This window comes from Mesorhizobium sp. P2_A8, assembly GCF_056404935.1.
This window is the reverse complement of record NZ_JBFUDB010000006.1, coordinates 105,263-129,579: the sequence shown is the minus strand read 5'-3', so window position 1 is coordinate 129,579 and position 24,317 is coordinate 105,263. Positions and strand designations below refer to the sequence as shown.

Annotated in this window: 24 protein-coding genes; 13 read left to right on the top strand and 11 right to left on the bottom strand. The window is 63.1% G+C overall.

The window, feature by feature from the left end:
* Positions 1-7 precede the first annotated feature (7 nt).
* From AC1D10_RS18800 to AC1D10_RS18770, 7 genes are all read left to right on the top strand, one after another.
* Positions 8-730, top strand: coding sequence for a M15 family metallopeptidase (locus AC1D10_RS18800; RefSeq protein ID WP_477274412.1), 723 nt, complete (start codon positions 8-10; stop codon positions 728-730).
* 472 nt (positions 731-1,202) lie between these two features.
* Positions 1,203-2,231, top strand: a complete 1,029-nt coding sequence (locus AC1D10_RS18795) for a sulfate ABC transporter substrate-binding protein (protein WP_477274410.1) — start codon at positions 1,203-1,205, stop codon at positions 2,229-2,231.
* A gap of 22 nt (positions 2,232-2,253) precedes the next feature.
* A complete protein-coding gene (gene cysT / locus AC1D10_RS18790; protein WP_477274408.1) occupies positions 2,254-3,105 on the top strand; it encodes a sulfate ABC transporter permease subunit CysT in 852 nt (283 codons plus the stop codon).
* Entirely contained in the window at positions 3,098-3,982 is an 885-nt protein-coding gene (gene cysW / locus AC1D10_RS18785) for a sulfate ABC transporter permease subunit CysW (protein ID WP_477274406.1), read from the top strand. Before cysT ends, cysW begins: the two co-directional genes overlap by 8 nt.
* A gap of 13 nt (positions 3,983-3,995) precedes the next feature.
* Entirely contained in the window at positions 3,996-5,036 is a 1,041-nt protein-coding gene (locus AC1D10_RS18780) for a sulfate/molybdate ABC transporter ATP-binding protein (RefSeq protein WP_477274404.1), read from the top strand.
* 229 nt (positions 5,037-5,265) lie between these two features.
* Complete coding sequence (locus tag AC1D10_RS18775) at positions 5,266-6,252, top strand: sulfate ABC transporter substrate-binding protein (RefSeq protein WP_477274402.1); 987 nt, start codon at positions 5,266-5,268, stop codon at positions 6,250-6,252.
* Positions 6,253-6,609: 357 nt separating this feature from the next.
* Positions 6,610-7,059, top strand: a complete 450-nt coding sequence (locus tag AC1D10_RS18770) for an RrF2 family transcriptional regulator (RefSeq protein ID WP_013530871.1) — start codon at positions 6,610-6,612, stop codon at positions 7,057-7,059.
* Between the two features lie 16 nt (positions 7,060-7,075).
* Here the strand turns inward: AC1D10_RS18770 and AC1D10_RS18765 are convergent, their stop codons facing one another.
* The 7 genes from AC1D10_RS18765 to AC1D10_RS18735 all read right to left on the bottom strand — a co-directional run bounded on the left by AC1D10_RS18765 (position 7,076) and on the right by AC1D10_RS18735 (position 15,058).
* A complete protein-coding gene (locus AC1D10_RS18765; RefSeq protein ID WP_477274400.1) occupies positions 7,076-7,621 on the bottom strand; it encodes a gluconokinase in 546 nt (181 codons plus the stop codon).
* 2 nt (positions 7,622-7,623) lie between these two features.
* Positions 7,624-8,610, bottom strand: coding sequence for an ABC transporter permease (locus AC1D10_RS18760; protein ID WP_477274398.1), 987 nt, complete (start codon positions 8,608-8,610; stop codon positions 7,624-7,626).
* Positions 8,607-9,587, bottom strand: a complete 981-nt coding sequence (locus AC1D10_RS18755) for an ABC transporter permease (RefSeq protein WP_379103611.1) — start codon at positions 9,585-9,587, stop codon at positions 8,607-8,609. Before AC1D10_RS18755 ends, AC1D10_RS18760 begins: the two co-directional genes overlap by 4 nt.
* The gene (locus AC1D10_RS18750) at positions 9,584-11,131 is read right to left on the bottom strand and encodes a sugar ABC transporter ATP-binding protein (protein ID WP_477274395.1); all 1,548 of its coding nucleotides are present in this window, start codon (positions 11,129-11,131) and stop codon (positions 9,584-9,586) included. The genes AC1D10_RS18755 and AC1D10_RS18750 overlap by 4 nt, the downstream gene beginning before the upstream one ends.
* Positions 11,132-11,210: 79 nt before the next feature.
* Positions 11,211-12,338, bottom strand: a complete 1,128-nt coding sequence (locus tag AC1D10_RS18745) for a sugar ABC transporter substrate-binding protein (RefSeq protein ID WP_477274393.1) — start codon at positions 12,336-12,338, stop codon at positions 11,211-11,213.
* A 304-nt stretch (positions 12,339-12,642) separates the two neighbouring features.
* Positions 12,643-13,671 (bottom strand): HTH-type transcriptional regulator GntR, encoded by a 1,029-nt coding sequence (gene gntR / locus AC1D10_RS18740; protein ID WP_477274391.1) that lies wholly within the window; start codon positions 13,669-13,671, stop codon positions 12,643-12,645.
* Between the two features lie 157 nt (positions 13,672-13,828).
* The gene (locus AC1D10_RS18735) at positions 13,829-15,058 is read right to left on the bottom strand and encodes an MFS transporter (protein WP_477274389.1); all 1,230 of its coding nucleotides are present in this window, start codon (positions 15,056-15,058) and stop codon (positions 13,829-13,831) included.
* Between the two features lie 177 nt (positions 15,059-15,235).
* On the opposite strand from AC1D10_RS18735, the gene AC1D10_RS18730 reads away from it, so the two are divergent.
* Positions 15,236-15,523 carry a DUF3175 domain-containing protein gene (locus tag AC1D10_RS18730; RefSeq protein WP_477274387.1) on the top strand — a complete coding sequence of 96 codons (288 nt, stop codon included), beginning with the start codon at positions 15,236-15,238 and terminating at the stop codon, positions 15,521-15,523.
* Between the two features lie 18 nt (positions 15,524-15,541).
* On the opposite strand, the gene AC1D10_RS18725 is transcribed toward AC1D10_RS18730, so the two are convergent.
* Both AC1D10_RS18725 and AC1D10_RS18720 read right to left on the bottom strand, forming a co-directional pair.
* On the bottom strand, positions 15,542-16,318 hold the full coding sequence (locus AC1D10_RS18725) for a FadR/GntR family transcriptional regulator (RefSeq protein WP_477274385.1): 777 nt from the start codon (positions 16,316-16,318) through the stop codon (positions 15,542-15,544).
* A gap of 103 nt (positions 16,319-16,421) precedes the next feature.
* Entirely contained in the window at positions 16,422-17,318 is an 897-nt protein-coding gene (locus AC1D10_RS18720) for an NAD-dependent epimerase/dehydratase family protein (RefSeq protein WP_477274383.1), read from the bottom strand.
* Positions 17,319-17,438: 120 nt separating this feature from the next.
* Here AC1D10_RS18720 and AC1D10_RS18715 point away from each other — a divergent pair, with 120 nt between their 5' ends.
* A complete protein-coding gene (locus tag AC1D10_RS18715; RefSeq protein WP_477274381.1) occupies positions 17,439-18,377 on the top strand; it encodes an NAD(P)-dependent oxidoreductase in 939 nt (312 codons plus the stop codon).
* A 111-nt stretch (positions 18,378-18,488) separates the two neighbouring features.
* Here AC1D10_RS18715 and AC1D10_RS18710 read toward each other — a convergent pair whose 3' ends face one another.
* Together AC1D10_RS18710 and AC1D10_RS18705 are read right to left on the bottom strand one after the other, a co-directional pair.
* Positions 18,489-19,271, bottom strand: a complete 783-nt coding sequence (locus AC1D10_RS18710) for a FadR/GntR family transcriptional regulator (RefSeq protein WP_477274379.1) — start codon at positions 19,269-19,271, stop codon at positions 18,489-18,491.
* Between the two features lie 182 nt (positions 19,272-19,453).
* Positions 19,454-20,443 carry a sugar-binding protein gene (locus tag AC1D10_RS18705; protein ID WP_477274377.1) on the bottom strand — a complete coding sequence of 330 codons (990 nt, stop codon included), beginning with the start codon at positions 20,441-20,443 and terminating at the stop codon, positions 19,454-19,456.
* Positions 20,444-20,883: 440 nt separating this feature from the next.
* On the opposite strand from AC1D10_RS18705, the gene AC1D10_RS18700 reads away from it, so the two are divergent.
* The 4 genes from AC1D10_RS18700 (at position 20,884) to AC1D10_RS18685 (ending at position 24,308) form a co-directional block, all read left to right on the top strand.
* Positions 20,884-21,624, top strand: coding sequence for an ATP-binding cassette domain-containing protein (locus AC1D10_RS18700; RefSeq protein WP_477274375.1), 741 nt, complete (start codon positions 20,884-20,886; stop codon positions 21,622-21,624).
* Positions 21,625-21,664: 40 nt separating this feature from the next.
* The gene (locus AC1D10_RS18695; protein WP_477274373.1) at positions 21,665-22,663 is read left to right on the top strand and encodes an ABC transporter permease; all 999 of its coding nucleotides are present in this window, start codon (positions 21,665-21,667) and stop codon (positions 22,661-22,663) included.
* Positions 22,664-22,899: 236 nt separating this feature from the next.
* Positions 22,900-23,727, top strand: coding sequence for a helix-turn-helix domain-containing protein (locus AC1D10_RS18690; protein WP_477274371.1), 828 nt, complete (start codon positions 22,900-22,902; stop codon positions 23,725-23,727).
* Between the two features lie 137 nt (positions 23,728-23,864).
* Positions 23,865-24,308 carry an SRPBCC family protein gene (locus tag AC1D10_RS18685; RefSeq protein ID WP_477274369.1) on the top strand — a complete coding sequence of 148 codons (444 nt, stop codon included), beginning with the start codon at positions 23,865-23,867 and terminating at the stop codon, positions 24,306-24,308.
* Positions 24,309-24,317 lie beyond the last annotated feature (9 nt).

Sequence of the window (24,317 nt, the reverse complement as noted above, 5' to 3'; positions counted from 1 at the left end):
GAATAAAATGCGCCAGCCGATTCAGCGCATTGGCTTTTGCACGCTGATGGTCGTGGCTTTGGCTCTGCCGGCACATGCCGACGCCCTGCCCGCCGGCTTTGTCCGGCTCGCCGATGTCGACCCCTCGATCCGCCAGGACATCCGCTACGCCGGACCTGACGATTTCCTCCATCGCAAAGCCAATGGCTATGACGCGCCGGTGTGCATCCTCACCGAACAGGCGGCCAAGGCGCTCTCCGGTATCCAGAAGGCGATCGCCGCCAGGGGCCTGACGCTGGTCGTGTTCGATTGCTACCGCCCTGCCCGTGCGGTCGCCGACATGGGCGAATGGACGCGAGAGGATGGGCCGCCCGATCCGCAATGGTATCCCCGGGTCAAGCGTGGCGACCTCATCGCCAAGGGCTATGTCGGCGAACTGTCCAGCCATTCTCGCGGCTCGACCGTCGATGTCGCCATCGCGCGAACCGACAGGACATCCGCGCCGAAACCGGCCTGCGGCGCCGTCGATGCCGAGACCCTCGATTTCGGCACCGGCTTCGACTGCTTTGATCCGATGAGCGAAACCGCCCACCGCGGGCTCGCCGGCGAAGCTACGGCAAACCGCAAGATGCTTGTCGATGCCATGCGCACCGGCGGTTTCAAGAACTATGCCCGCGAATGGTGGCACTTTACGCTGGAACACGAACCCTTCGCCAAGCAGCGTTTCGATTTTCCAATCAGCGCCGAGTGACGCGACCAAGCCGGCGGTGGTCGACGATTTGTCGATGCCGCATTCGCCGCGCGTCCATGACGACGCGCTGTGGGTGCTCGATCCGGCCGCGGCTTCCTGGTCCGCATCGATCCCGGCACACCGGAAAAGCAGAACATCGCCTTCTGCCCCGGCTTCCTGTATGGCCTCAGCTTTCACGGCCGCTTGCCATCGCTGCCCCTCGTCGGTGCCGCTCAACAGCCCGAACATCGCCTCGCTGATCAGCATCGACAGCGAAGGCCCTCGCCGGCGACGTCCTTGTCCCGGCCGGTCCAAAGCCTAGATGAACCGTCAGGCAGGCTCGGAATTGGCTCCGTGCGGCCATGAGGAAGAAATTTCTCCATACCACGAAATATCGTCGAAAATTTTCTTCAAGGGGGCAAAAAAGGCAACATTGAATGCATCTAAATTCTATCAATTCGGTAGATTTGGCGCCGGTTCAACGGAGGCAGAAATGACCAAACCTCATTTCAGGAAACTGCTCGGCGCACTGGTCGCCACATCTGTCCAGTTCGGCACGCTCGGTTTCGCGTTTGCCGATACCACCATTCTCAACGTGTCCTATGATCCGACACGCGAGCTCTACAAGGCCTATGACGAAGCTTTCGTGGCACATTGGAAGGCCGAGACCGGCGAGACGGTCACCATCCAGCAGTCGCATGGCGGATCGGGCGCCCAGGCCCGCGCCGTGATCGACGGACTCGACGCCGACGTGGTGACGCTGGCGCTCGAAGGCGACATCAACGCCATCGTCTCGAAATCGAAGAAGATCAATCCCGACTGGCGCACCAAATTCGAAAACAATTCAGCTCCTTACACGTCCACAATCATCTTTCTCGTTCGCAAGGGCAATCCCAAGGGCATTCACGACTGGAACGATCTGGTCAAGGACGGCACCCAGGTGATCACGCCCAATCCCAAGACATCCGGCGGTGCACGCTGGAACTATCTCGCCGCCTGGGCCTACGCCAACGCCAATGATGGCGGCGACGAGGCCAAGACCAAGGAGTTCGTCGGCAAGCTTTACGCCAATGCTCCGGTGCTCGACACCGGTGCGCGCGGCTCGACCGTGACCTTCGCGCAAAAGGGCATCGGCGACGTGCTGATCGGCTGGGAAAACGATGCCTATCTGGCACTCGACGAATTCGGCGCCGACAATTTCGAGATCGTCTACCCGCCGACATCCATCCTGGCCGAGCCGCCGGTGGCGATTGTCGACGCCAATGTCGACGCCAAGGGCACGCGCAAGGTCGCCGAAGCCTATCTGGGCTGGCTCTATTCCAAGGAAGGGCAGACGATCATCGCCAAGAACCACTATCGTCCGGCCAAGCCCGAACTTGTGGCGCCGGAGGATCTCCCCAAAACACCTGAAATCAAGCTGATTTCCATCGACGATCCGCTTTTCGGCGGCTGGAAGAAAGCACAGCCTTATCATTTCGGCGACGGTGGTATATTCGACCAGATCTACAAGCCGGCCCAGTGAGCTAGATCTAGATCAGGACGTTATGACCACAGCACCCGCGCAGGCGGGGTGGCGATTCAGGCAGCCGAGTGTCATTCCGGGTTTCGGACTGACGCTCGGCTTCTCGCTTGCCTACCTCACCCTCATCATCCTCATCCCGCTGTCCGGGCTGCTCTGGCGCTCGGCCGCCCTTGGCTGGCCTGAATTCTGGGCCATCGCCACCGATCGCCGCACCATCAACGCGCTTGAAATCAGCTTCGGCACCGCCTTCATCGCATCTGCGGTCAATGTCGTGTTCGGTACGCTGGTCGCCTGGGTGCTGGTGCGCTACCGCTTTCCCGGCCGCCGCATCGTCGATGCGATGGTCGACCTGCCCTTCGCGCTGCCGACGGCGGTGGCCGGCATCGCGCTGACCACGCTCTACGCGCCGAACGGCTGGATCGGCAAATTACTGATGCCGCTCGGCATCAAGGTCGCCTATACGCCCCTCGGCATCGTCATTGCACTGGTCTTCATCGGCCTGCCCTTCGTCGTGCGCACCGTGCAGCCGATCATGGAGGAGATCGACAAGGAAGTGGAAGAAGCCGCCGCAACGCTCGGCGCGAGCCGCTTCCAGATCATCACCCGCATCCTGTTTCCGGGGCTGGCGCCGGCCATCATCACAGGCTTTTCGCTGGCCTTCGCGCGCGGCGTCGGCGAATACGGCTCGGTCATCTTCATCGCCGGCAATTTGCCCTATAAATCCGAGATCGCGCCGCTGCTGATCGTCATCCGGCTGGAGGAATACAATTACCCGGCGGCGACCGCGATCGCGGCGATCATGCTCGCTTTGTCGTTCGTCATGCTGCTGGTCGTCAATCTCGTGCAGACATGGAGCCGCAAGCGCTATGGCTGATCCCGAGATCAAATCCTACGAACCGCACCACGAGAGCCAGTCGGCGGCGGTCACGGAAAGCCGCCCGGCACGTGTGGCGTTGATGGCCATTGCGTTCGCCTTCCTCGGCATCTTCCTGCTCCTGCCGCTGATCATCGTCTTCCACGAAGCGCTGGCGAAAGGCGTCGGTGCCTACACCCAATCGCTGAGCGATTCCGACACGCGCTCGGCGATCCGGCTGACGTTGCTTGTCGCAGCGATCTCGGTGCCGCTCAACATCGTCTTCGGCATCTCCGCCGCCTGGGCGATCGCCAAGTTCGAGTTCAAGGGCAAGGCCTTCCTGACCACGCTGATCGACCTGCCCTTCTCGGTCTCGCCGGTCATATCAGGCCTGGTCTATGTGCTTCTGTTCGGCGCCCAGGGGCTGCTCGGCGGCTGGCTGAAGGCACATGGCATCGTCATCCTGTTTGCTGTGCCCGGCATCGTGCTGGCCACCGTCTTCGTCACCTTCCCCTTCGTCGCCCGCGAACTGATCCCGCTGATGCAGGAACAGGGCAATGGCGACGAGGAGGCAGCCCTTTCGCTCGGCGCCAATGGCTGGCAGACCTTCTGGTATGTGACCTTGCCCAACGTCAAATGGGGGCTGCTCTATGGCGTGCTTCTGTGCAACGCACGTGCCATGGGCGAGTTCGGCGCGGTTTCGGTGGTGTCGGGCCATATACGCGGCCTGACCAACACCATGCCGCTGCATGTCGAAATCCTCTATAACGAGTACAACGCCGTCGGCGCCTTTGCCGTCGCTTCATTGCTTGCGGGCCTCGCGCTCGTCACGCTGGTCTTGAAAACACTTCTCGAGATGCGCTACGGCGCCGAGATTGCCGCGACGCGCGGACACTGACAGAGGGATTTGCATGGAAGTTCGCGTTGCCAACGTGCGCAAGGAGTTTGACCGGTTTCCGGCGCTGCACGACGTGTCGCTCGATATCAAGTCGGGCGAACTGATCGCGCTGCTGGGGCCGTCCGGTTCCGGCAAGACGACCCTGCTCAGGCTGATCGCCGGGCTGGAGCGGCCGACACGGGGAAAAATCTTCTTCGGCGACGAGGACGCCTCGCAGAGGTCGATCCAGGAGCGCAATGTCGGCTTCGTCTTCCAGCACTATGCGTTGTTCCGGCACATGACGGTGGCCGACAATATCGGCTTCGGCCTCAAGGTCCGGCACGGGCCGTCGCGACCGCCGGCACAGGAGATCCGCCGCCGTGCCTCCGAGCTTCTCGACCTCGTCCAGCTTTCTGGGCTGGAAAAGCGTTATCCGGCACAGCTCTCCGGCGGCCAGCGCCAGCGCGTAGCGCTGGCGCGCGCCATGGCGATCGAGCCCAAGGTGCTGCTGCTCGACGAACCGTTTGGCGCGCTCGACGCGCAGGTGCGCCGCGAATTGCGCCGCTGGCTGCGCGAAATCCATGACGCCACCGGCCACACCACCGTCTTCGTCACGCACGATCAGGAAGAGGCACTGGAGCTTGCCGACCGCGTCGTGGTGATGAGCCAGGGCCGCATCGAGCAGGTCGGCACCGCCGACGACATCTACGACACGCCGAACTCGCCCTTCGTCTACGGCTTCATCGGTGAATCGAGCTCGCTTCCCGTCAAGGTCGAGAATGGCGAGATCTGGCTCGCCGACCGTCCGATCGGACTTTCCGCGCCCCACGAGCCCTCGGGCGATGCGACGCTGTTCTTCCGTCCGCACGATGTCGAATTGCTGGACGGCTGCAGCGGCTGCATCGCCGGCACGGTCGCCGCCAGTCGCCGCGTCGCCGGCACCAGGCGCGTCGAACTCGAAATCGGTGGCGAGCGCCAGCGGGTCGAAATCGAACTGCCGGTCGATCACCCCGCGGCGCAGAAAAGCCGGGTGGCCTTCCGCCCCGGTCGCTGGAAGCTCTTCCCGGCCGTCTGATCCACCCGTCTGCCCGTCGGCAAGGGAAGGATTGTGCGCGCACGCGGCGTCATTGTGCCGGCCAGGCGGTCGAAAAGACTGATGCCTGGAAGGAAATCCTAACAGCCGGTCGTTTTGGCGACGTCTTTTCTCGCGGCAAGGGCACGGAGCCACCGTGCGTGCCTCGTCGCGCACCATGCGCCACGGCTATGGTCCGACCATAAACGCATTGCATCGGAGCCCTGTTTTCATGAAGCGATTTTTCCTTGGCGTTGCCGCCGTCGCCGGCCTGTTCCTCGCATCCTCCCAAGCCTGGTCGGCCGACAAACTGCTCAACGCTTCCTATGATGTCGGCCGCGAACTGTTCGTCCAGGTCAACAAGGCCTTCATCGCCCAGCATCCGGGCGTGACTGTCGACCAGTCGCACGCCGGCACCTCGGCGCAGGCGCGCGCCATCGCCGAGGGTCTTGCCGCCGATGTCGTGACCTTCAATCAGGTCACCGACATCGAATTCCTCGTCAAGAAGGGCCTCGTGTCGCCCGACTGGCAGAAGGATTTCCCCGACAACGCCTCGCCCTTCTATTCGCTGCCGTCCTTCCTGGTGCGCGCGGGCAATCCCAAGCACATCAAGGACTGGAATGATCTCGTGCGCGACGACGTCCAGGTGATCTTCCCGAACCCGAAAACCTCGGGCAATGCGCGCTACACCTATCTGGCGGCCACCGCCTACGCCAAGGAAGCCTTCAAGGGCGACGACGCCAAGGTGAAGGAATTCATCACCAAGCTGTTCAACAACGTGCCGATCTTCGACACTGGCGGCCGCGCCGCGACGACCACCTTCGTGCAGCGCGAGATCGGCGACGTGCTGATCACCTTCGAGTCCGAGACGCGCGGCATCCGCAAGGAGTATGGCGACGACAAGTTCGAGCAGGTCACGCCTTCGGTCAGCCTGCTCGCCCAATTTCCGGTGGCGATCGTCGACAAGGTCGCCGACGAGCATGGCACGCGCGATCTGGCCAAGACCTATCTCGACTTCCTCTACACGCCCGAAGGTCAGGACATCCTCGCCCAGAACGGCAACCGCGTCCGTGACGCGGCTGTTGCCGCCAAATACAAGGCGCAGTTTCCCGATGTCCGCCTGCTGACGGTGGAAGATGTCTTCGGCGGCTGGGACAAGGTTCAGAAGGAGCATTTCGCCGCCGGCGGCCTGCTCGACCAGACCTACGGCAGCCGCTGACGGCAGCAACTTCGAGGTGAACGAGAAAGCCGGCGCTTTGCCGGCTTTTTTTCATTTCATGCACCGGCACCTCGGCTTTCAGCGGACCAAAGCATGATCCCGAAAAGTGGAATCCGGTTTTCGCTGGAGATCTTGCTCAAGCCAAGAGATAGAGCTCCATCCCGACTAAATCAGGATGGATCAGGCTCTATCGGCTTCATCCATGCAAAACGTTACAAAGAATCAACGCGTTTGTGCCTAACGTGCCATCCGCGCGGCTAGTTTTCGCGAAACATCATCGCGTAGCGAAAACGTCATTATTTGCACACAAACAGTCGCCAGATGCGGGTGGTTGGGGCTTTATGGGTTGACTCGGGCATGCTGACAAAAAAAGGCAAATACGGCCTCAAGGCCCTCGTGCATCTGTCCGGCCTGCCGGCCGGCCAACTGGCCTTCGTCAACGACATCGCGGTCGCCAACAACATTCCGAAGAAATTCCTCGATGCCATCCTGGGCGAATTGCGCAACGCGGGCTTCGTCCAGAGCCGCAAGGGCAAGGAAGGCGGCTATCGCCTCGCCCGGCCGGCCTCCGAAATCAAGATCGGCCATGTCGTTCGCGTGCTTGACGGACCGCTGGCGCCGATCCCCTGCGCCAGCCGCACGCAGTATCAGCGCTGCGAGGACTGCGACGAGGCGACCTGCCAGGTCCGGCATATGATGCTGGAGGTGCGGCAGGCGATTGCCGAAGTTCTGGACAATCGCAGCCTCGCCGCCATGCGCGATGCCGACAATGATGATTTTCCCGTCGAACTGACGTCGCAGATCTAGCTTCGGAAACGCAGGCTCATGACCCGCGTATCCCGCGGGCCGCGGCAGCGACGAGTTCGCCGACCGGGCGCGTCGCGTCGAGCGTCAATGCCCGCTCATCCGCGGCCGGCGGCTCGAGGATGGCGAACTGGCTGTCGACCAGGCTCGCCGGCATGAAATGGCCCTTGCGGCTGCCGACACGCCATCTGGCCGTGGCAGGGTCGATCTCCAGATAGAGGAAGACGATCTCCGGGCAGAAGCCGCTCAGCCGCTCGCGATAGCTGCGCTTCAGCGCCGAGCAGGCGGCAACCACGCCCTGCCCCTGCTCCACCGACACCGCGATGCGCTCGCCGATCGCGTCGAGCCAGCCTTCGCGCAGTTTATCGGTGAGCGGCTCGCCGCTGGCCATACGCGCGACGTTCTCGGGTGGATGCAGCCTGTCGCCCTCGATGAACAGGGCACCCAGCGCCGCCGCCAACGCCATGCCGACGGCCGACTTGCCGCAGCCGGCGACGCCCATCACCACGATAGCCGGCACCGAACCGGGAGCGCCCGTTGGCGCCTGTGCTGCCTTTTCGTCCACGGTCAGCGGCTTGCCGGCGCGCGGCCGTAGAGCAAAAGCATGGCGACGATGACGACGCCATAGATGATCTGCCGCCCCGCCTCCGGCATCTGCATGACCGACAGGATGGACTGCAGCAGCGTGATCAGGATGACGCCGGCAACGGTGCCGAGATAGGACCCACGTCCGCCGAGGATCGAGGTGCCGCCGAGCACCACCGCGGCGATCGACGGCAACAGATATGCGTCACCCATCGACTGCGCCGCCTTGGAGGCATAGCCGGCCAGAAGCACGCCGCCGAAGGCCGAAAGCCCGCCGGAGACGGCGAAGGCGATCATCACCACGCGCCGCGTGTCGATGCCGGAGAGATAGGCCGCGCGCTCGCGGTTGCCGATGCCGTAGACGGCGCGACCGAAGCTGGTGCGGGTCAGCACGAACACCATCGCCGCACCGATCAGCGTCCAGATGATGACCGCGTTGGGCACGCCGGGAATGGCAAAGCCGGTCGCCAGGTAGCGCATGGCGCCGGTCGCCGAATCCTGTGGCGAGAAGCCGCCGGTGTAGACCACCATCAGCCCTTGCGCGACGGCGTTGGTGGCCAGCGTGATGATCATCGAGGGGATGCGCAGGTAGGCGACACCGATGCCGTTGACGATGCCGATTGCGACGCCGCAGAAAATGCCGAACGGGATCGCCAAGGCGACGCCAGCCGGCCCCGAGGCGGCCACCGCACTGGCCATCATGGCGCCCACCGCCACCGACCATGGCACCGACAGGTCGATCTGGCCGAGCAGGATGACCAGCATCATGCCGGTGGCGATGACGCCCAGAAACGACGCCACCTTGAGTTGCTGCAGCAGATATTCCGGCGACAGGAAGCTTCTGGAATAGAGGCTGCCGAGGAACAGCAGCAGCACGATGCAGGCAAAGGCCGTGAGCACCGCCGGATCGGCGCGGCGGATGAATCTCGGCATGCGTCCGGCAATACCACCGATGGTCGTTTCGCTCACAGGAACCACTCCAGCCGGTTACGGACCCTGAACAGGGCGAAGGCGCCGAGGCTGACCGCGATCAGCAGGATAACGCCCTGGAACAACGGTTGCCACAGCGGATCGAAATCGAAGACGAAGAGCAGGTCACCGATGGTGCGGAAAGCCAGCGCCCCGAAGATCGCGCCGATGACGCTGCCCTTGCCGCCAAACAGCGAGACGCCGCCGAGCACCACGGCGGCTATCGAAAACAGCGTGTAGGCGTTGCCGCTGGCATAGGCCGCGTCGCCCGTATAGGTGAAGAAGGTCAGGAACAGCCCGCCGACCGCAGCAAGCAGTCCGGCGAGTGCGTAGGCGGCGAATTTTCCACGACGGATCGGCACGCCGGACATATAGGCCGCCATCTCCGACGAGCCGGCTGCGTAAGCCGCACGACCGAGTACCGAGCGGCTGAACGGCACCCAGACGATGAGCACCACGGCAAGCAGCACGATCAGGCTGGCCGGCACCACGCCGAACAGGCGCCCGGTCAGCGCGTCGGCGAGGTCCTCGTTGACCGAGCCACCGGGAAACGGCCGAAGCAGCAGAGCGATGCCGAAGTAGACCGCGCCGGTGGCGATGGTGGCGACGATCGGCTGCAGCCGCCCATAAATCACAATGGCACCGTTGATCGCGCCGCACAGCAGCCCGGTGCCGAGCACGGCAATCACCCCGAAGGCGGTCTCGATGCCGGTGCCAATCACCAGCCACGAGGCGAGGCAATTGGTCAGGGTGAAGATCATGCCGACGGAAAGGTCGATGCCAGCGGTGATCACCACCAGAGTCTGCGCCATGGCGACGAAGGCCAGCAGCACGCCCTTGTTCGAGGCGGTCTGCACGACATTGGCAGTGAAGCCCGCCGGATGGTTCGAGGTGTAGATCACGAACATGACGATGAAGATGCCGAGCGCCAGCAGGGTTCCGCGCTGTTCGGCCAGCCAGTAACGCCAATCCTTCACGCGTTTGCTCCCAGGCTCACAGGGCTCTCCTCGCCATGGATGTTGAGCGCGCTGGCGATCAGCGCCCGCTCGGTGATCTCGGCGCCGACCAGCTCGCGCTTGACTGCGCCGTCATAGAGCACCAGCACGCGGTCGCAGCAGCCGATCAGTTCGTCATAGTCGGTCGAATAAAACAGGATCGCCGCACCCGCATCGGCGAGCTTGCGCATCAGCTGATAGAGTTCCTGCTTGGTGCCGACATCGATGCCGCGCGTCGGATCGTTGAGCAGGATGATGCGCGGCTGGCGCATCAGCCATTTGGCGATGACCACCTTCTGCTGGTTGCCGCCCGACAGGGCGCCAACCGGAATGTCGAGGCCGGCCGTCTTGATCGCCAGCAGGCCGACCATGTCGTCGATCAGCCGTTGCTCGGCCGCGCGGTCGATGATGCCGGCTTTTGACAGCCGGTCGAGGGCTGCGAAAGAAAGGTTTTCGCGCACCGTCATCGGCAGCATCAACCCTTCCGTCTTGCGATCTTCCGGGATCAGCGCCATGCCGATCCCGTCATGGCGCGCAGCGGCAGGGCTGGCAATCGCGACTGGCTTGCCGTCGATCAGGATCTGACCGGACAGGCCGCGCAGGACGCCGAAGAAGGCAAGCAGCAATTCGCGCTGGCCCTGACCGTCGAGGCCGCCAAGACCGACAACCTCGCCTGCCCCAACCGAGAGCGAGATATTGTCGAGCCGGTCGGTCCATGAAAGCTGGCGTGCCTCCAACACCGGAGCGGCGGCAACCGAAGTGCGTACCGGCTTCGGCGGAAAGATGTGGCTGTATTCGCGCCCGATCATCAGTTCGACGACTTCATTGTCGCTCTTTGTGCCCGCCGCGTAACTGGCGACATTGCGACCGTTGCGAAAGACCGTGCACTGGTCGGCCAGTTCGGCAATCTCGTTCATGCGGTGCGAGATATAGAGCAGTGCCAGCCCTTCCGAGCGCAGCCGCTTCAGCACGCTGAAAATCTTGGCGACATCCGTCGCGGTCAGCGCCGAGGTCGCCTCGTCGAGGATCAGGATGCGCGGTTTGCGTGCCAGCGCCTTGGCGATCTCGACCATCTGGCGGCGCGACAGCGGCAGGTCCTTGACCAGCGCCAGCGGATGGATGTCTGCGGCGCCCGCGCGCGCCAACGCTTCCTCCGCGATGCGGCGTTGTGCCTTGCGGTCGATCATGCCGAACCGCGTCGGCGGGTCGGAAATAACGATGTTGTCGGCGACGCTGAGTTCGGGAACCAGCGACAGCTCCTGGAAGATGCAGACGATGCCGGCCTGGTTGGCAGCAGCCGGCGAAGCGAACGTCACCTCGCGGCCATCTAGTGTCATGCGGCCTTCGTCGGGCGCGACGACGCCCGCCATCACCTTGATCAGCGTCGATTTGCCGGCGCCGTTTTCGCCGAGGATGGCGTGGATGCTGCCGGATACGACCGAAAGCTCGGCCTTCTCCAGCGCCCGCACGCCGCCGTAGCGCTTGGATATGCCTTCCATCCGGAAGAGCGGAACCGCACCGTCCATCGACGCTCCGAGACAATTTTGCGATTGAGGTGGAAAGCCATCGACGCCGCGGGATCTCCCGCGGCGCCGGACATGCAGCCTACTGGTCCGCCTTGGTCTGACCCATGATTTCCTGCGCGGTGAAGTTGATGCCGCAGGTCGGGAAGGAATTGCCGACGAAGAAATTGTCGGATTGATCGGGGAAGAAATCCTGACCTGCCTTGAAGTTCGGATCCTCGACGATCGCAAGCGGCAGCTTGACCGACTGCGGGACGACATTGCCTTCAAGCGCTGAGATCGCCGTCTTGATGGCAACCGCCACCTGGGCCGGGCCGGTACCAGCCGACGAGCATTTCAGCCCGTCCGCTGCATGGGCCGCGCAGAACTTGCGGAAGCCGTTCTCTGTTTCGCCGCCGAACGGTACGAACGGATGCTTGGCGTCGATCATCGCCTGCACGATGCCGGTGTCGCCACCCTGGCCTGTGATGCCGACGAACGGACCATTGGTGGCGATCGCGTCGGCCGTGACCTTCTGCGCTGTCGGATCGTCCCACTTGCCGGCGACTTCGGTGACGTCCCATTTCTTGCCCGAAGCGTCGAGAGCCTCATGGATGCCATTGTGGCGATCGGTGTCGACCGACGTGCCGGCGACGCCGCGCACTTCAAGAATCTTGCCGCCATCGGGTATATGGCTGATCAGCCATTTGCCCCAAAGTTCGCCGAGGCCCTTTTGATCGACATTGACGTTAATGGCATCCTTGGTATCGAGAATGTTGTCGAAGGCGACCAGCACGACCCCGGCTTCCTTGGCGCGCTTGATGACCGGAGCGAAAGCGGTCGGGTTCTGCGCGTTGACGACAATGGCGTCATAGCCGGAATCGATGAAGTTGTTGATCGCCGAAATCTGCGCCGGCACGTCCTCGCCGGTCGACACCACCTTGAATTCCTTCAGCTTGGCGGCGACGTCCTTTTGCGCTGCGTAAGCCTTGGCGGTCTGGATCATCTGGATGCGCCAGGTGTTGGCGATATAGCCATTGGCGAGCGCGATCCGGTATGGACCATCTTTTTTGGGAAACTTGAAGAACTGCGTATCTGCGGCCCAGGGCGCGAAGCAGTCCGCCTCGGCGGCTGGTCCCTGCACGACTTCGGGGCCGGCGGCCATTGCGGCCGAGTTGAGCATGACGAATGCAGTGGCGGCAACGATGCCACCCACGAGTGACTTGATCATCGATATTCCTCCCAGTTGCAGTTCTGATTGTTGTCGGCTGAAGTACAATTCACGCGTCTGGCCAGGCACCTCCCGCCTTTGCCGGTCGCGCTTTCAGGTGGCCGAACGCCGACCCGATCCCCTCCTTTGTCGCCCCTCAAGCGAAGACGAAAACTATCATATTATACATAATAAACAAGTATCAGCTGTCGCTTATGTATAATAAACAAGCTCTGGCTTTCGCCGCGAGTTTCTACAATAGGCAATTGGTAGCGCTACCATGCCGTTGTGTAAACCGGCTTTTACACACTCGCTTCTGTGTGTTTCAACGGGCGGTGCTCTCGCGGCGCTTGAGTTCGAAACCGAGGTCGACGATCCGCTGTTCCGGCCTGTTGCCGGCGATTGCCGCCAGGGCCATGGCGACCGCTCGCCTGCCGATCTCATAGCGGTGGGTGCGGATGCTGGTGATCGAAGGGAACGCCACCTGCATCATGTCGAGGTCGTTGAAGCCGACAATGCCGATCGTCTTCGGCACCGCGATCGAGGCGCGATGGCACTCGAACAACACGCCGAGCGCAATGTCGTCATTGTTGCAGAAGACACCGTCGAGCGTCGGCACCTTGGCCAGCGCGTCGCGCAGCATTTCGCGGCCGAGCGGCACGCTGGACAACTCCGGCGTGGTGGTGACCAGGCGTGGGTCGAACAGGCCGGCGGCCTCCATCGCCGCGCGATAGCCTGCCAGGCGCCGCTGCGAGCGCGGGTCCATGCGCGCGCCGATGAAGCCGATGCGGCGGTAGCCTGCCTCGATCAGATGCTCGGTCGCCGTCCTGCCGCCGTCGAAATGCGAGAAGCCGACCATCATGTCCACCGGATCGGGCCCGGTTTCCATGACCTGCACCACCGAGCAACCGGCGCTTTCCAGCAGCTTTCGCGAGGTTGGTGTCTGGTCGATGCCGGCGACGATCAGCGCTGCCGGCCGCTGCGAACCGAACAGCTGCAGCAGCCGCTCTTCCTCGAGGCCGGAATAATGGGTGTTGCCGAGCTGGATGCGGAACGGGCTGGCCGACAGGCTGTCATAGATGCCGCGCACCACCTCGGCAAAGACGTTGTTGGTGAGCGAAGGCACCAGCACGCCGAACACCTCGGCACGCGCCGAGGCCAGTGCCCGCGCATTCGGGTCCGGCACGTAACCGAGTTCGTCGACGGCGGCCTGGATCTGGCGGCGCAGCTCTTCCGAGACACGCTCCGGCTCGCGCAAGGCGCGCGACACGGTAATGGCGCCGACGCCAGCCTTGCGCGCGACATCGGCAATGGTCGGGCGGCCGCCGCCCCGGCGCGAGCGCGGCTTGATCAAGGACGCGCCCGCTCGGAAAAGCACCCGTCAAGGCGCGGTCGCGATACGATCGTCCTTGCTGTCGTCATCTCACCGGCCCGCTTTGCCGCACCCACTCATCGTCTGGCGTCGCGCAGCCTGTCGTCCTTGTCAAGCAAAGGGAACCGGCCCCACCCGTTCAGGCCATCGCCACAACACGTCGCCTTGCCTTCCACGACAACAACCCGATCGCCAGTATATTCAGCAAATTCCATGCGATACCGTTGAGGAACGCCGCGGCGTAGGAACCGGTCAGGTCGTAGATCCAGCCCGACATCCAGCCGCCGATCGCCATGCCGAAGATCGTCGCCATCATGACGATGCCGATACGCTGCCCAGCCTCCCTGGCCGGCATGTATTCGCGCACGATGATCGCATAGCAAGGCACGATGCCGCCTTGCGACAGGCCGAACACGAGCGAGACGACGTAGAGCGAGGCGAGCCCGTCGAACGGGATGTAGAACAGCAGCGACAGGCACTGCAGCACCGAGCCGATGAGCAGCGTCTTCACGCCGCCGATACGGTCGGCGAGAAAACCGGACGCCAGCCGGCTGACGACGCCAGCCGCCATCATGATCGACAGCATGTCGGCGCCATGCGCCATGCCGTATCCGAGATCCATGCAATAGGCGACGATATGCACCTGCGGCATCGACATCGCGACGCAGCAGCCGAGACCAGCGACGACCAGCAGCACCTGCAAGGCTGCCGGCGACAGCGAAATCGACTGCACCGGCCGGCTTCCGGGCGAACCGGCGGCGGCCGCCGCCGGGGCACCGCGCCGCAGCATCAGCACCAGCGGCACCATGGTCACCAGGCAGAAGATGCCGATTGCCGCATAGGTGAAGCGCCAGCCTTCCGCCTTCATCAGCGTCGGCATGATGGTCGGCCAGATCGCTCCGGCAAGGTAGTTGCCGGCGGCTGCTGCCGTCACCGCGACACCGCGCCGGCGATTGAACCAGTGCGAGATATCGGCGATCAGCGGCCCGAAGATCACCGATGTACCGACACCGATCAGCAACCCTTGAGCAAGGGTGAATTGCAAGATCGAGGTCGACAGCGCCGCGAGCAGCAGGCCGGCGGCGAGCGCAATCGAGGAGATGAGCGCCGGGATCCAGTAGCCCATACGATCGATGGCACGGCCGACCAGCACGTTGCCGGCGGCGAAACCGACCATGGTCGCGGTGTAGGGCATGGACGCCGCGGCGCGATCAACGCCGAACTCGGCCTGCACGGCGGGCAGCACGACGACAACCGCCCACATGCCGACGGCGCCGATCGTCGCCAGCAGCATCGAAATGGCGAGCCGCATCCAGGCATAGGTACTGTCGATGCCGGGGCTCGGCCGGCTCAGGTCGGTTCGGGTCAAGGCGTTTCCTGTCGGCGGTCCCGAAAATCGGCTGCCGTTTGCGCCACTATCGGCGCATTCCCGGCACGCAGCAGCGCCACAGCAAGCAAATCCGTGGCTCCAGACCCAGGACGAATACGGGAACCGATGCCAAGGTGCAGAGTTTCCCGGCAACGCACCCTGCAAAGGAGTTCTGCCATGACCGCAAAGAAGAAATGGTCGGCCGAGGTGACCGAGCACAGCGACGCGATGGATCTCGAGGACCACGTCTTCGAATCCGATGACGCCAGAAAGATCGCCGCCTCGCTCAAACGATCCGCCGATCACAGCGACCGGCGCAAGGCCGAGCCGTTCCAGTCCGCCATGTCGACGCTGAATTTCTACATCAACCGCGCCGGCAAGAACCTGCCTGCCACGCGCAAGAAGGTGCTCGAGGACGCCAAGGACGAACTGCGCGCCGCCTTCGGGCGTGAGACGGACGATTAGCCGCGACCCGGTCGGCCCTTATCGCGATCGGATGACGCTGTCGGTGTTGGCCAACAATTTGCGCACCGCGGCGCGCGCCGCGTCCGGCCGCTGCAGGCGGATGTTCTTCTCGATCGCCTCATGCAGCTTCTGCGCATGATTGAGATCGTCCACGGCCCGGGTGGTGAAGGCGAACAAATGATCGAAAGCGGATTCGATCAGCACGCCGAGCGGCACGAGAAGATCGTTGCCGGAGGCGCGCAGGATGGCGAGGTGAAAGCGGGTGTCGGCGCGGGTGCGCTCCTGCAGGCTGGCTGCCTCACCCATATCGCGGCAGGCCTGGCTGATTTCAGCCATCTGTTCGGCGGTCCGCCGCATGGCGGCAAAGGCGGTTGCTTCCGGCTCAATGATGTGGCGGAATTCCTGCACGGTCTTCAGGAACACTTCGCGATCAGGTGATGTCGCGTACCAGGCCAGCACATCGCGGTCGAGCAGGTTCCAGCGTTCCTTCGGCTCGACCCAGCTGCCGATCTTGGGGCGCGACGCCAGCAGGCTCTTGGCCATCAGCATCTTGATCGCTTCGCGCACCGCCGAACGGCTGACGCTGAAGGTCTCCGACCATTTCGCTTCATTGGGCAGGATGGTGCCGGGCGGGTAGTCGCCACGCACGATCCGCAGGCCAATCTCGCTGGCCAGCGAAGCATGAACGCTCGAGCCTGGAATGCGCGCCGCGTCAGGTCGGCGAACGCCGGCCTGGCGGTCCGTGGAGGCCGCTTTCGCTGGCGATTTTTCCTTGTTCGGCTTCGCGTCCCGCATAGGCTCCAGAAAGTCCGGATTGAAGAGGCTGTCAAGCGCGGCAAGCGGCTTGGGGCGCAAAGCCTGCCGCTGTGCACAGATCAGCCCCGATTGCCTCCGCGGATCAGGCCTGCTTGACGTATTTGCGCCAGCTGTGCTCCGGGCGGAAACCCAGCACGTCCCGCGCCTTGCGGTTCGAGAGCAGCGTCTCATACTCGCCGAGTTCGGCCTTGACCGGTACGCCCGGATAGAACCGCGTCAAGAGTTCGGCCGTCGGCAGATCCGACGACGTGTCGTCATTGGCAGCATTGAACACCTGGTAGCCGAGGCCATCCTTCTCGATGGCGCGCAAGGTGATCTGGCCTAGATCGCGCGCGTCGACATAGCTCCAGGCGATGCGCTTGCGAAAACCCGGATCGGCGAACCATTTCGGAAACAGCGAATATTCATGCGGCTCGATGACGTTGCCGATGCGCAAGGCATAGATATCGGTGCCGTTGCGCTGCGCAAAGGCGCGTGCCGTCTTCTCGTTGACGACCTTGGACAGCGCGTAGCTGTCCATCGGATCGACATCATAGTCCTCGTCGAGCGGGAAATACCGGGGATCACGCGGCTCATTGGCGAACACCAGCCCATAGGCCGTCTCACTGGAGGCGATCACCACCTTGGGGATGCCGAGCTTCACCGCCGCCTCGATGACATTGTAGGTGCCGAGCGCGTTGATGCGGAAAACTTCATTGTCGGTGGTGATCATGATGCGCGGGATGGCCGCGAAATGCACAACGGCGTCGACCGGCTGCGCGCGCAGCGACGGGTCGAATTCGTGCAGGCCCATATAGCTCGACAGCGCGTTGAACACCTGCCCGCTGTCGGTGATATCGGTGATCAGGGTGCGCACCTTGGGATTGTCGAGGGGCTTGGTGTCGATGTTGAGCACCTGACAGCCCTGCTCCACCAGATACTGCACGACATGGCGTCCGGCCTTGCCGCTGCCGCCGGTGAACATGATCCGCTTGGTCATTTTGCTCTCCACATCCTCTGGGATTTATGTGTATTGTCAGACAATATCGCAATCCGCAACCACCCTCGCCTGCAAAAACGGCAGCGCCTGGCATCAATCATTTCAACAGGACTTGAAGACATGAACACGACTGCCGCGAGCGAAAAGATCGGCTTCATCGGCCTTGGCCTGATGGGACACGGGATCGCCAAGAATATCGTCGACAAGGGCTACAGCCTGACCTTTCTCGGCCGCAAGAACCGCAAACCGGCGGAAGACCTGCTTGGCCGCGGTGCCAGGGAAGCGTCGACCTCGCGCGATGTGGCTGCGGCATCCGACATCGTCTTCATCTGCGTCACCGGCTCGCGCGAAGTCGAAGCCATCGTTCGCGGCCCCGGCGGCCTCAAGGAGGGCTTGAAAAAGGGCTCGGTCGTCGTCGACTGCTCGACCTCCGATCCGGTCTCGACCATTGCACTGGCAGCCGAACTCAAGGCGCTTGGCATCGATTATGTAGACGCACCGCTGAGCCGTACGCCGAAGGAGGCCTGGGAAGGCACGCTCGACGCCATGGTCGGCGCGCCGGACGCCGTCTTTGCCCGGCTGAAGCCGGTGCTGGAAACCTGGGCCGGCCGCATCGTCCATATCGGCGACACCGGCGATGGCCACCGCATGAAACTGCTCAACAATTTCATCTCGCTCGGCTATGCCGCGATCTATTCCGAGGCGCTGGCGCTGGCGCAGAAGGTCGGCATCTCGCCGCCGCGCTTCGACAGCGTCATCCGCAATGGTCGCATGGATTGCGGCTTCTACCAGACCTTCATGCGCTGGACGCTGGAAGGCGACCGCGACGCCCACAAATTTTCCATCGCCAACGCTTTCAAGGACCTGACCTATCTGGAATCGATGGCCGGTGCGGCCGGCATCGCCAACCCACTCGGCAACGCCACCAAGAACTCCTTCGCCGGCGCCTTCGCCACCGGCCCGGCCGAGCAATTCGTGCCAATGCTGGCGACGCATATCGGCAAGGTCAACGGCGTCGACCTGATGCCGATGAAGGATGGCAAGAAACAGACGCTTTGAGGCGAGAAGCGGTTCGCGCAGCGGACGAAAAGCCAATTGCTTGGCTTTTTGAGTTCGGACGCCCTGAGCCTGCGAAGGGCGGCTGGAGGTTACGCGCATAAAATGCGCCAGTCACCGCCTTGACCGCCCGATCCCTTCATCGGTGTTTTCAAGCAGCCTGTGCACGGCGTTGCGTGCGGCGGCCGGACGCTGGAGGCGTATGTTCTTCTCGATCGCCTCATGCAGCTTCTGTGCCTGCCGCTGATCACCAACTCGCTGCGTCGTGAAGTCGAAGAGATGGTCGAGTGCCGATTCGATCAGCACGCCGAGCGGCACCAGAAGATCGTTGCCGGAGGCGCGCAGGATGGCGAGATGAAAACGCGTGTCGGCGCGGATACGCTCCTGCAGGCTCAAGGCATCGCCCATCTCACGGCAGGCCTGGCTGATCTCGGCCATCTCCTCGTCGCTGCGCCGCATGGCGGCAAAGGCCGACGCTTCCGGCTCGATGATATGGCGAAACTCCTGCACGGTGCGCAGGAAGGCCTCGCGGTCGGGCGCCGTCGCGTACCAGGCCAGCACGTCACGGTCGAGCAGGTTCCAGCGCTCTTTCGGCTCGACCCAACTGCCGATCTTGGGACGCGAGGCCAGAAGGCTCTTGGCCATAAGCATCTTGATGGCTTCGCGCACCGCTGAACGGCTGACATTGAAGATCTCGGCCCATTTGGCCTCGTTGGGCAGGATGGTGCCAGGCGGATAGTCGCCGCGCACGATCCGCAGACCGATCTCGCTGGCCAGCGAGACATGGACGCTCGCTCCCGGAAAGTGCGCGGCACCAGCCCTGCGCATGACAGCCGGACGGCGGCTGGCTTGTGCCTTGGCCCGGTCGGCTTGCTTCTTTGACTTCTCGTCCGGCATCCACGTTCCAATGCGTCGGCCGTCTGTCGTCCGGACTGGTCCGAACCTGCACGGCGCGCCGATCTCGTTGCCGAAAAATCCAGACCACGGACGCGCCAAAGCCGGAGCCTGTTGCCCCAACCACAGCGTCCCGTTCAGGAATTGACGGGGCGCCCGTTGCCGAGCGCCCCGAAATCAGGACCCTACTTCTGGATGCAGGTGTCGACCGTGTCCTTGGTGCATTCGTCGAGGCCGGTGAACACCGGATCAGCGACGGCCTTGCCTTCGATCAGGTCGATCATCACCGATGGCGCCTTGTAGCCCATTTCGAACGGCCGCTGACCGACCAGAGCCGTCACCAGGCCATCCCTGGCGATCGCCACCTCGTCGCCGATCGTGTCGGCGGCACCGATGACGAAGTCGTTGCTGGCGATCCGGTCCTTGAGCGGGCCGAACAGATCGCGATAGGGCTGCGGGGCACCGAACAGCGGCCAGCCGCCCATGATGCCGAACGCATCCAGCTTGGGGTTGGCGGCGAGGATGTCGGTCATCGCCTGCACGCCCTTGGCGCCGTCGTCATTGGTGAACACCGGGCAGCCGGCGACTTCGGTCCAGCCACCTTCGCCGGCAAGTGCGGCGAGGCCTTCCTTGCCCGACAGCGCGTCACGCATGCCTTGCGCACGACGCAGGATGTTGTCGGCCGCAGGATTGCCCTCGATGGTGCAGATCGTGCCACCATTCGGCTTGCCCTTCTTGATGTACTCGCCGATCTTCTTGCCCATCAGATAGTTGTCGGTGCCAAGATAGGTCTTGCGCAGCGCCGCATCTTCCTTGCTGAGGTCCGCATCGACGGTCATGATCGGGATCGTCGGATTGGCGGTCTTGATCGTCTGCGCGATCAGCGGCGCGTTGGACGGCGAAATTGCCATCGCCACGGTGTCGGCCTTGCTCAGCATGTCCTGGACAATCTGCGCCTCGCCGGCCTCGTCCGAAGTCGACGCCGGACCGGTGTAGAAGCATTCATATTCCGAGCTGGCGTTTTCCTTGTTCCATTTCTCGCAGCCCTGGTGGATGGCTTCGAAGAACGGATTGTCGAGACCTTTCACGACAATGACGAGCTGTTTCTTGGCCAAAGCCGGTCCGGCGCCAAGCGCCATCATGGCGACGGCGGCGAGCAAAAGTGATTTTTTCATGTCAGTCCTCCCTTGAAACAGACGGACACGGCGTGCCCGCCACACAGATCAACCCGGATGTGCAATGACAGAGGTCGTTTCGCGAACGCTCGTGTCGCCAGACAGGTCGATAAGCATTTCCAGATGCGGCGTTAGACCGGCTCAAGCATGCCGAATCCTCGACCGATAAGCCTCCGCCGATTCCACCCGGCGAACCGCCAGCCGGGATCGGCATAATCTCCTCCGACGCTTAGCTAATATCGGCTCGACACCAACGTCAATGCTATTTGTCCTACAAAACGGATTTTTAAAATAATCCGGCGATTGACGCGCGCCGGCTTTTGCGTAAAAGAACGCTAACGCTGTTTCCGGGAGGAGCTGGGGAGAGCGAGGCCAAAGCAGCGCCGGCATTCATGCCGGGAACAGCAGCAGGCCGCAAAAACGGGGAGGCAAGAAGGCTGGTGGCAGTTCTCGAACTCACCAATATCTCGAAGCATTTCGGCGCCATCCAGGCGGTCAACGACGTCTCGTTGTCGATCGAGCCTGGGCAGGTGGTCGGCCTGATGGGCGACAACGGCGCCGGCAAGTCGACGCTGGTCAAGATGATCGCCGGCAATTTCCGCCCGAGCCATGGCACCATGCAGATGGACGGCAAGGACCTGGTGCTGCACAAGCCGGTCGAGGCGCGCCAGCACGGCATCGAGATCGTCCACCAGGATCTGGCGCTCTGCAACAATCTGACGGCAGCGGCGAATGTCTACCTCGGTCGCGAATTGCGCCGCGGCGTCGGCCCGTTCCGCATTCTCGACTACGCCTCGATGTACAAGCGCGCCGGCCAGATCTTCGCCGAGCTCAAATCCGAGACCCGTCCGCGCGACCTCGTCAAGCAGATGTCAGGCGGCCAGCGGCAGGCGGTGGCGATCGCCCGCACCATGCTGTCGCAAGCCAAGATCGTGCTGATGGACGAGCCGACGGCGGCGATCTCGGTGCGGCAGGTCGCCGAAGTGCTGAATCTGATCCGCCATTTGCGCGACCAGGGCATCGCCGTCGTTCTGATCAGCCACCGCATGCCCGACGTCTTCACCGTCGCCGACCGCGTCATCGTCATGCGGCGCGGCCGCAAGGTCGCCGACAAGACGATTGCGTCGAGCTCGCCCGAGGAAGTCACCGGGCTGATCACCGGCGCCATCGAACAGGTATGATTTCAAGCGTTTTCACCATGGCAGCAGATGAAGGCCAACGATGGCACTGACAATTGACCAGCCGATCGAACACAAGCAGCAATCTCTGCCGGCAAGGCTGTTTGCCAGCCAGACCTTCTGGGTGGTGATCGCGGTCATCCTCGCCTGCCTGTTCCTGTCGTTTGCCACCGATGCCTTCGCGACATCGAAGAACCTCTACAATATCACCCGCAACATCACCTTCGTCGCCATCATCGCGCTCGGCATGACCTTCGTCATCATCACCGGCGGCATCGACCTGTCGGTCGGCTCGGTGCTGTGCCTGTCGTCGATGGTGCTGGCCGTCACCATGCACGCCGGCTACTCGATCGAGGTCGGCATCCTGGCGTCGATCGCCACCGCGCTCGCCATTGGTGCCTTCAACGGCGTTCTGATCGCCTATCTCGGTTTTCCACCCTTCGTGGTGACGCTCGGCATGCTGTCGATCGCCCGCAGCCTGGCCATGGTCGCTTCCAACAACACCGTCGTCTTCCAGTTCGGGCCGGACCACGCCAAGCTTCTGGCGCTGGGCGGCGGCGCCTGGGTGTTCGGCATCGCCAATCCAGTGCTTTACATGATCCTTTTGGCGCTGATCACCGGCTTCATCCTGCGCTGGACCAAATTCGGCCGCCACATCTTCGCCATTGGCGGCAATGAGCATGCGGCGACGCTGACCGGCGTTCCGGTGCGTCAGATCAAGGTCGCCGTCTACATGATCTCGGCGCTGTCGGCAGGTATTGCCGGCATCATCCAAACTGGCTGGCTGGGCGCCGTGACCACCAATCTCGGCACCGGCATGGAGCTGCAGGTAATCGCCGCCACCGTCATCGGCGGCGCCAATCTGGCCGGCGGCGTCGGCACCGCATTCGGCGCCATAGTCGGCGCGGCATTGATCGAGGTGATCCGCAACAGCCTTGGCCTGCTCGGCATCAATGCCTTCTGGCAAGGCGTGTTCATCGGCGGCGCCATCCTGCTTGCGGTGCTGTTCGATCGCATCCGCAATTTCCGCCGCAGCGACTAGGACCATGATGCCGAAAGGTGGAAACCCGTGGCATGACGGCTTCGGTTTTAGGCACCAACGCCGGCGCGGCCATCCAACCGTTGTTCGGTTCACTACCTATCGCCCAGTCTGAAAATCCACAGCCAAGGCACGTCGCAGAAGACCACGGCCGCCCTGCACCTTGACGCGCGCCCGAACTCAGCCGCACAATCCCCGTCGCAGGCGAAGGGAGGCCAGTCGTCTGCGGGAGGATTACCATGACGGAAGCGATCAGGCTCTACTGGGGCCGGTTCGGACATGTTTCTGTCCTGAATGTCGCAAGCGACTTCGTCACCCACGCCCATGGCGAGGCACATCTGATCATCTGGCTGGAAGGCACGGCCGGCGAGATGACCATTGGCCGTGAAACGGTACGGCTTGGACCCCGCACCGCCGCCGGCATCAACTCGTTCCAGCCGCACAGCCACGTCCTGTCGCACAACGGCACGCCAGGCCTGTTTCTCGCCTTCTACATAGACCCCGACTGGGCGCGCCGGCGCCGCGACCTGCCTTCGTCCGCGCCACTGTTCTCACAGGCGGCGATCACACTCGAGCCCTGGCTGCACCAGGCCGCCGGCAATCTGCTCGACCACCTCAGCGATAATGAGAGCGTCGACGACGTCGCCAATTACGAGATCGAGCGCTTCATCGACAGCGTGCTCGATGCCGCGGACGCCTCGGCGCCGCAGGAGACGCGCGTCCGCATAAACACCATGCAGGATTTCCGCGTGCGCAAGGCGATCCAGTTGATGAAGGCCAATGTCTGCGAGCGCATCTGCTTCGACGACGTGGCACGCAGCGTCGGCCTTTCGCGGCCGCACTTCTTCGCGCTGTTCAAGGAACAGACCAATCTGACGCCCAATGTCTACTGGAACACGCTGCGCATGGAGGAAGCCGTGCGGCAATTGCAATGGTCGCGAGAACCACTGATCTCAGTCGCCTGCAATCTCGGCTTCACCACGCAGGGCAATTTCTCGCGCTTCTTCCGTGACCACGTCGGCGTGCCGCCGACGCTCTACCGCGAGGCGGCGCGGATGATCGCCTGAGCCAACCGGCCGCCACCCTTTTCAGACTCCACCCTTTTTCAGACGCATTGATACGTGCTCAAGACGCATTGATAAGCGCCCCTGAAATGGCCGCCCTACCCTTGCCCAACTGTCGCAATCGCAAGGGAACATCTGATATGGCGAACGTCACCATCTCCAGCGTCATCGACGCGCCGGTCGAAAAGGTCTGGGCGCGCATACGCGACTTCAACGGTTTGCCAAGCTGGCACCCGCGCATGGTCGAAAGCCATATCGAGGATGGCAAGGACGCCGCGACGATCGGCTGCGTGCGCAATTTCCAGCTCGCCAGCGGCGCCCGCATCCGTGAAAAGCTGCTCGACTTCTCCGATCCGAATTTCCTCGTCAGCTACTCCATCCTGGAGACGCCGCAGCCGCTGACCAACCACAAGGCGACCCTGCAACTCAGGCGCGTGACCGATGGGGACCGCACCTATGCCGAATGGACCGCCAGCTTCGACGCCGCGCCCGAGGAAGCCGACAAGCTGGCCGAGGGCATGGGCGCCAATGTCTTCCAGGGCGGCTTCAATGCGCTGAAGACCCATTTCGCCGGCCAGAGCTGAAGGAGCCAG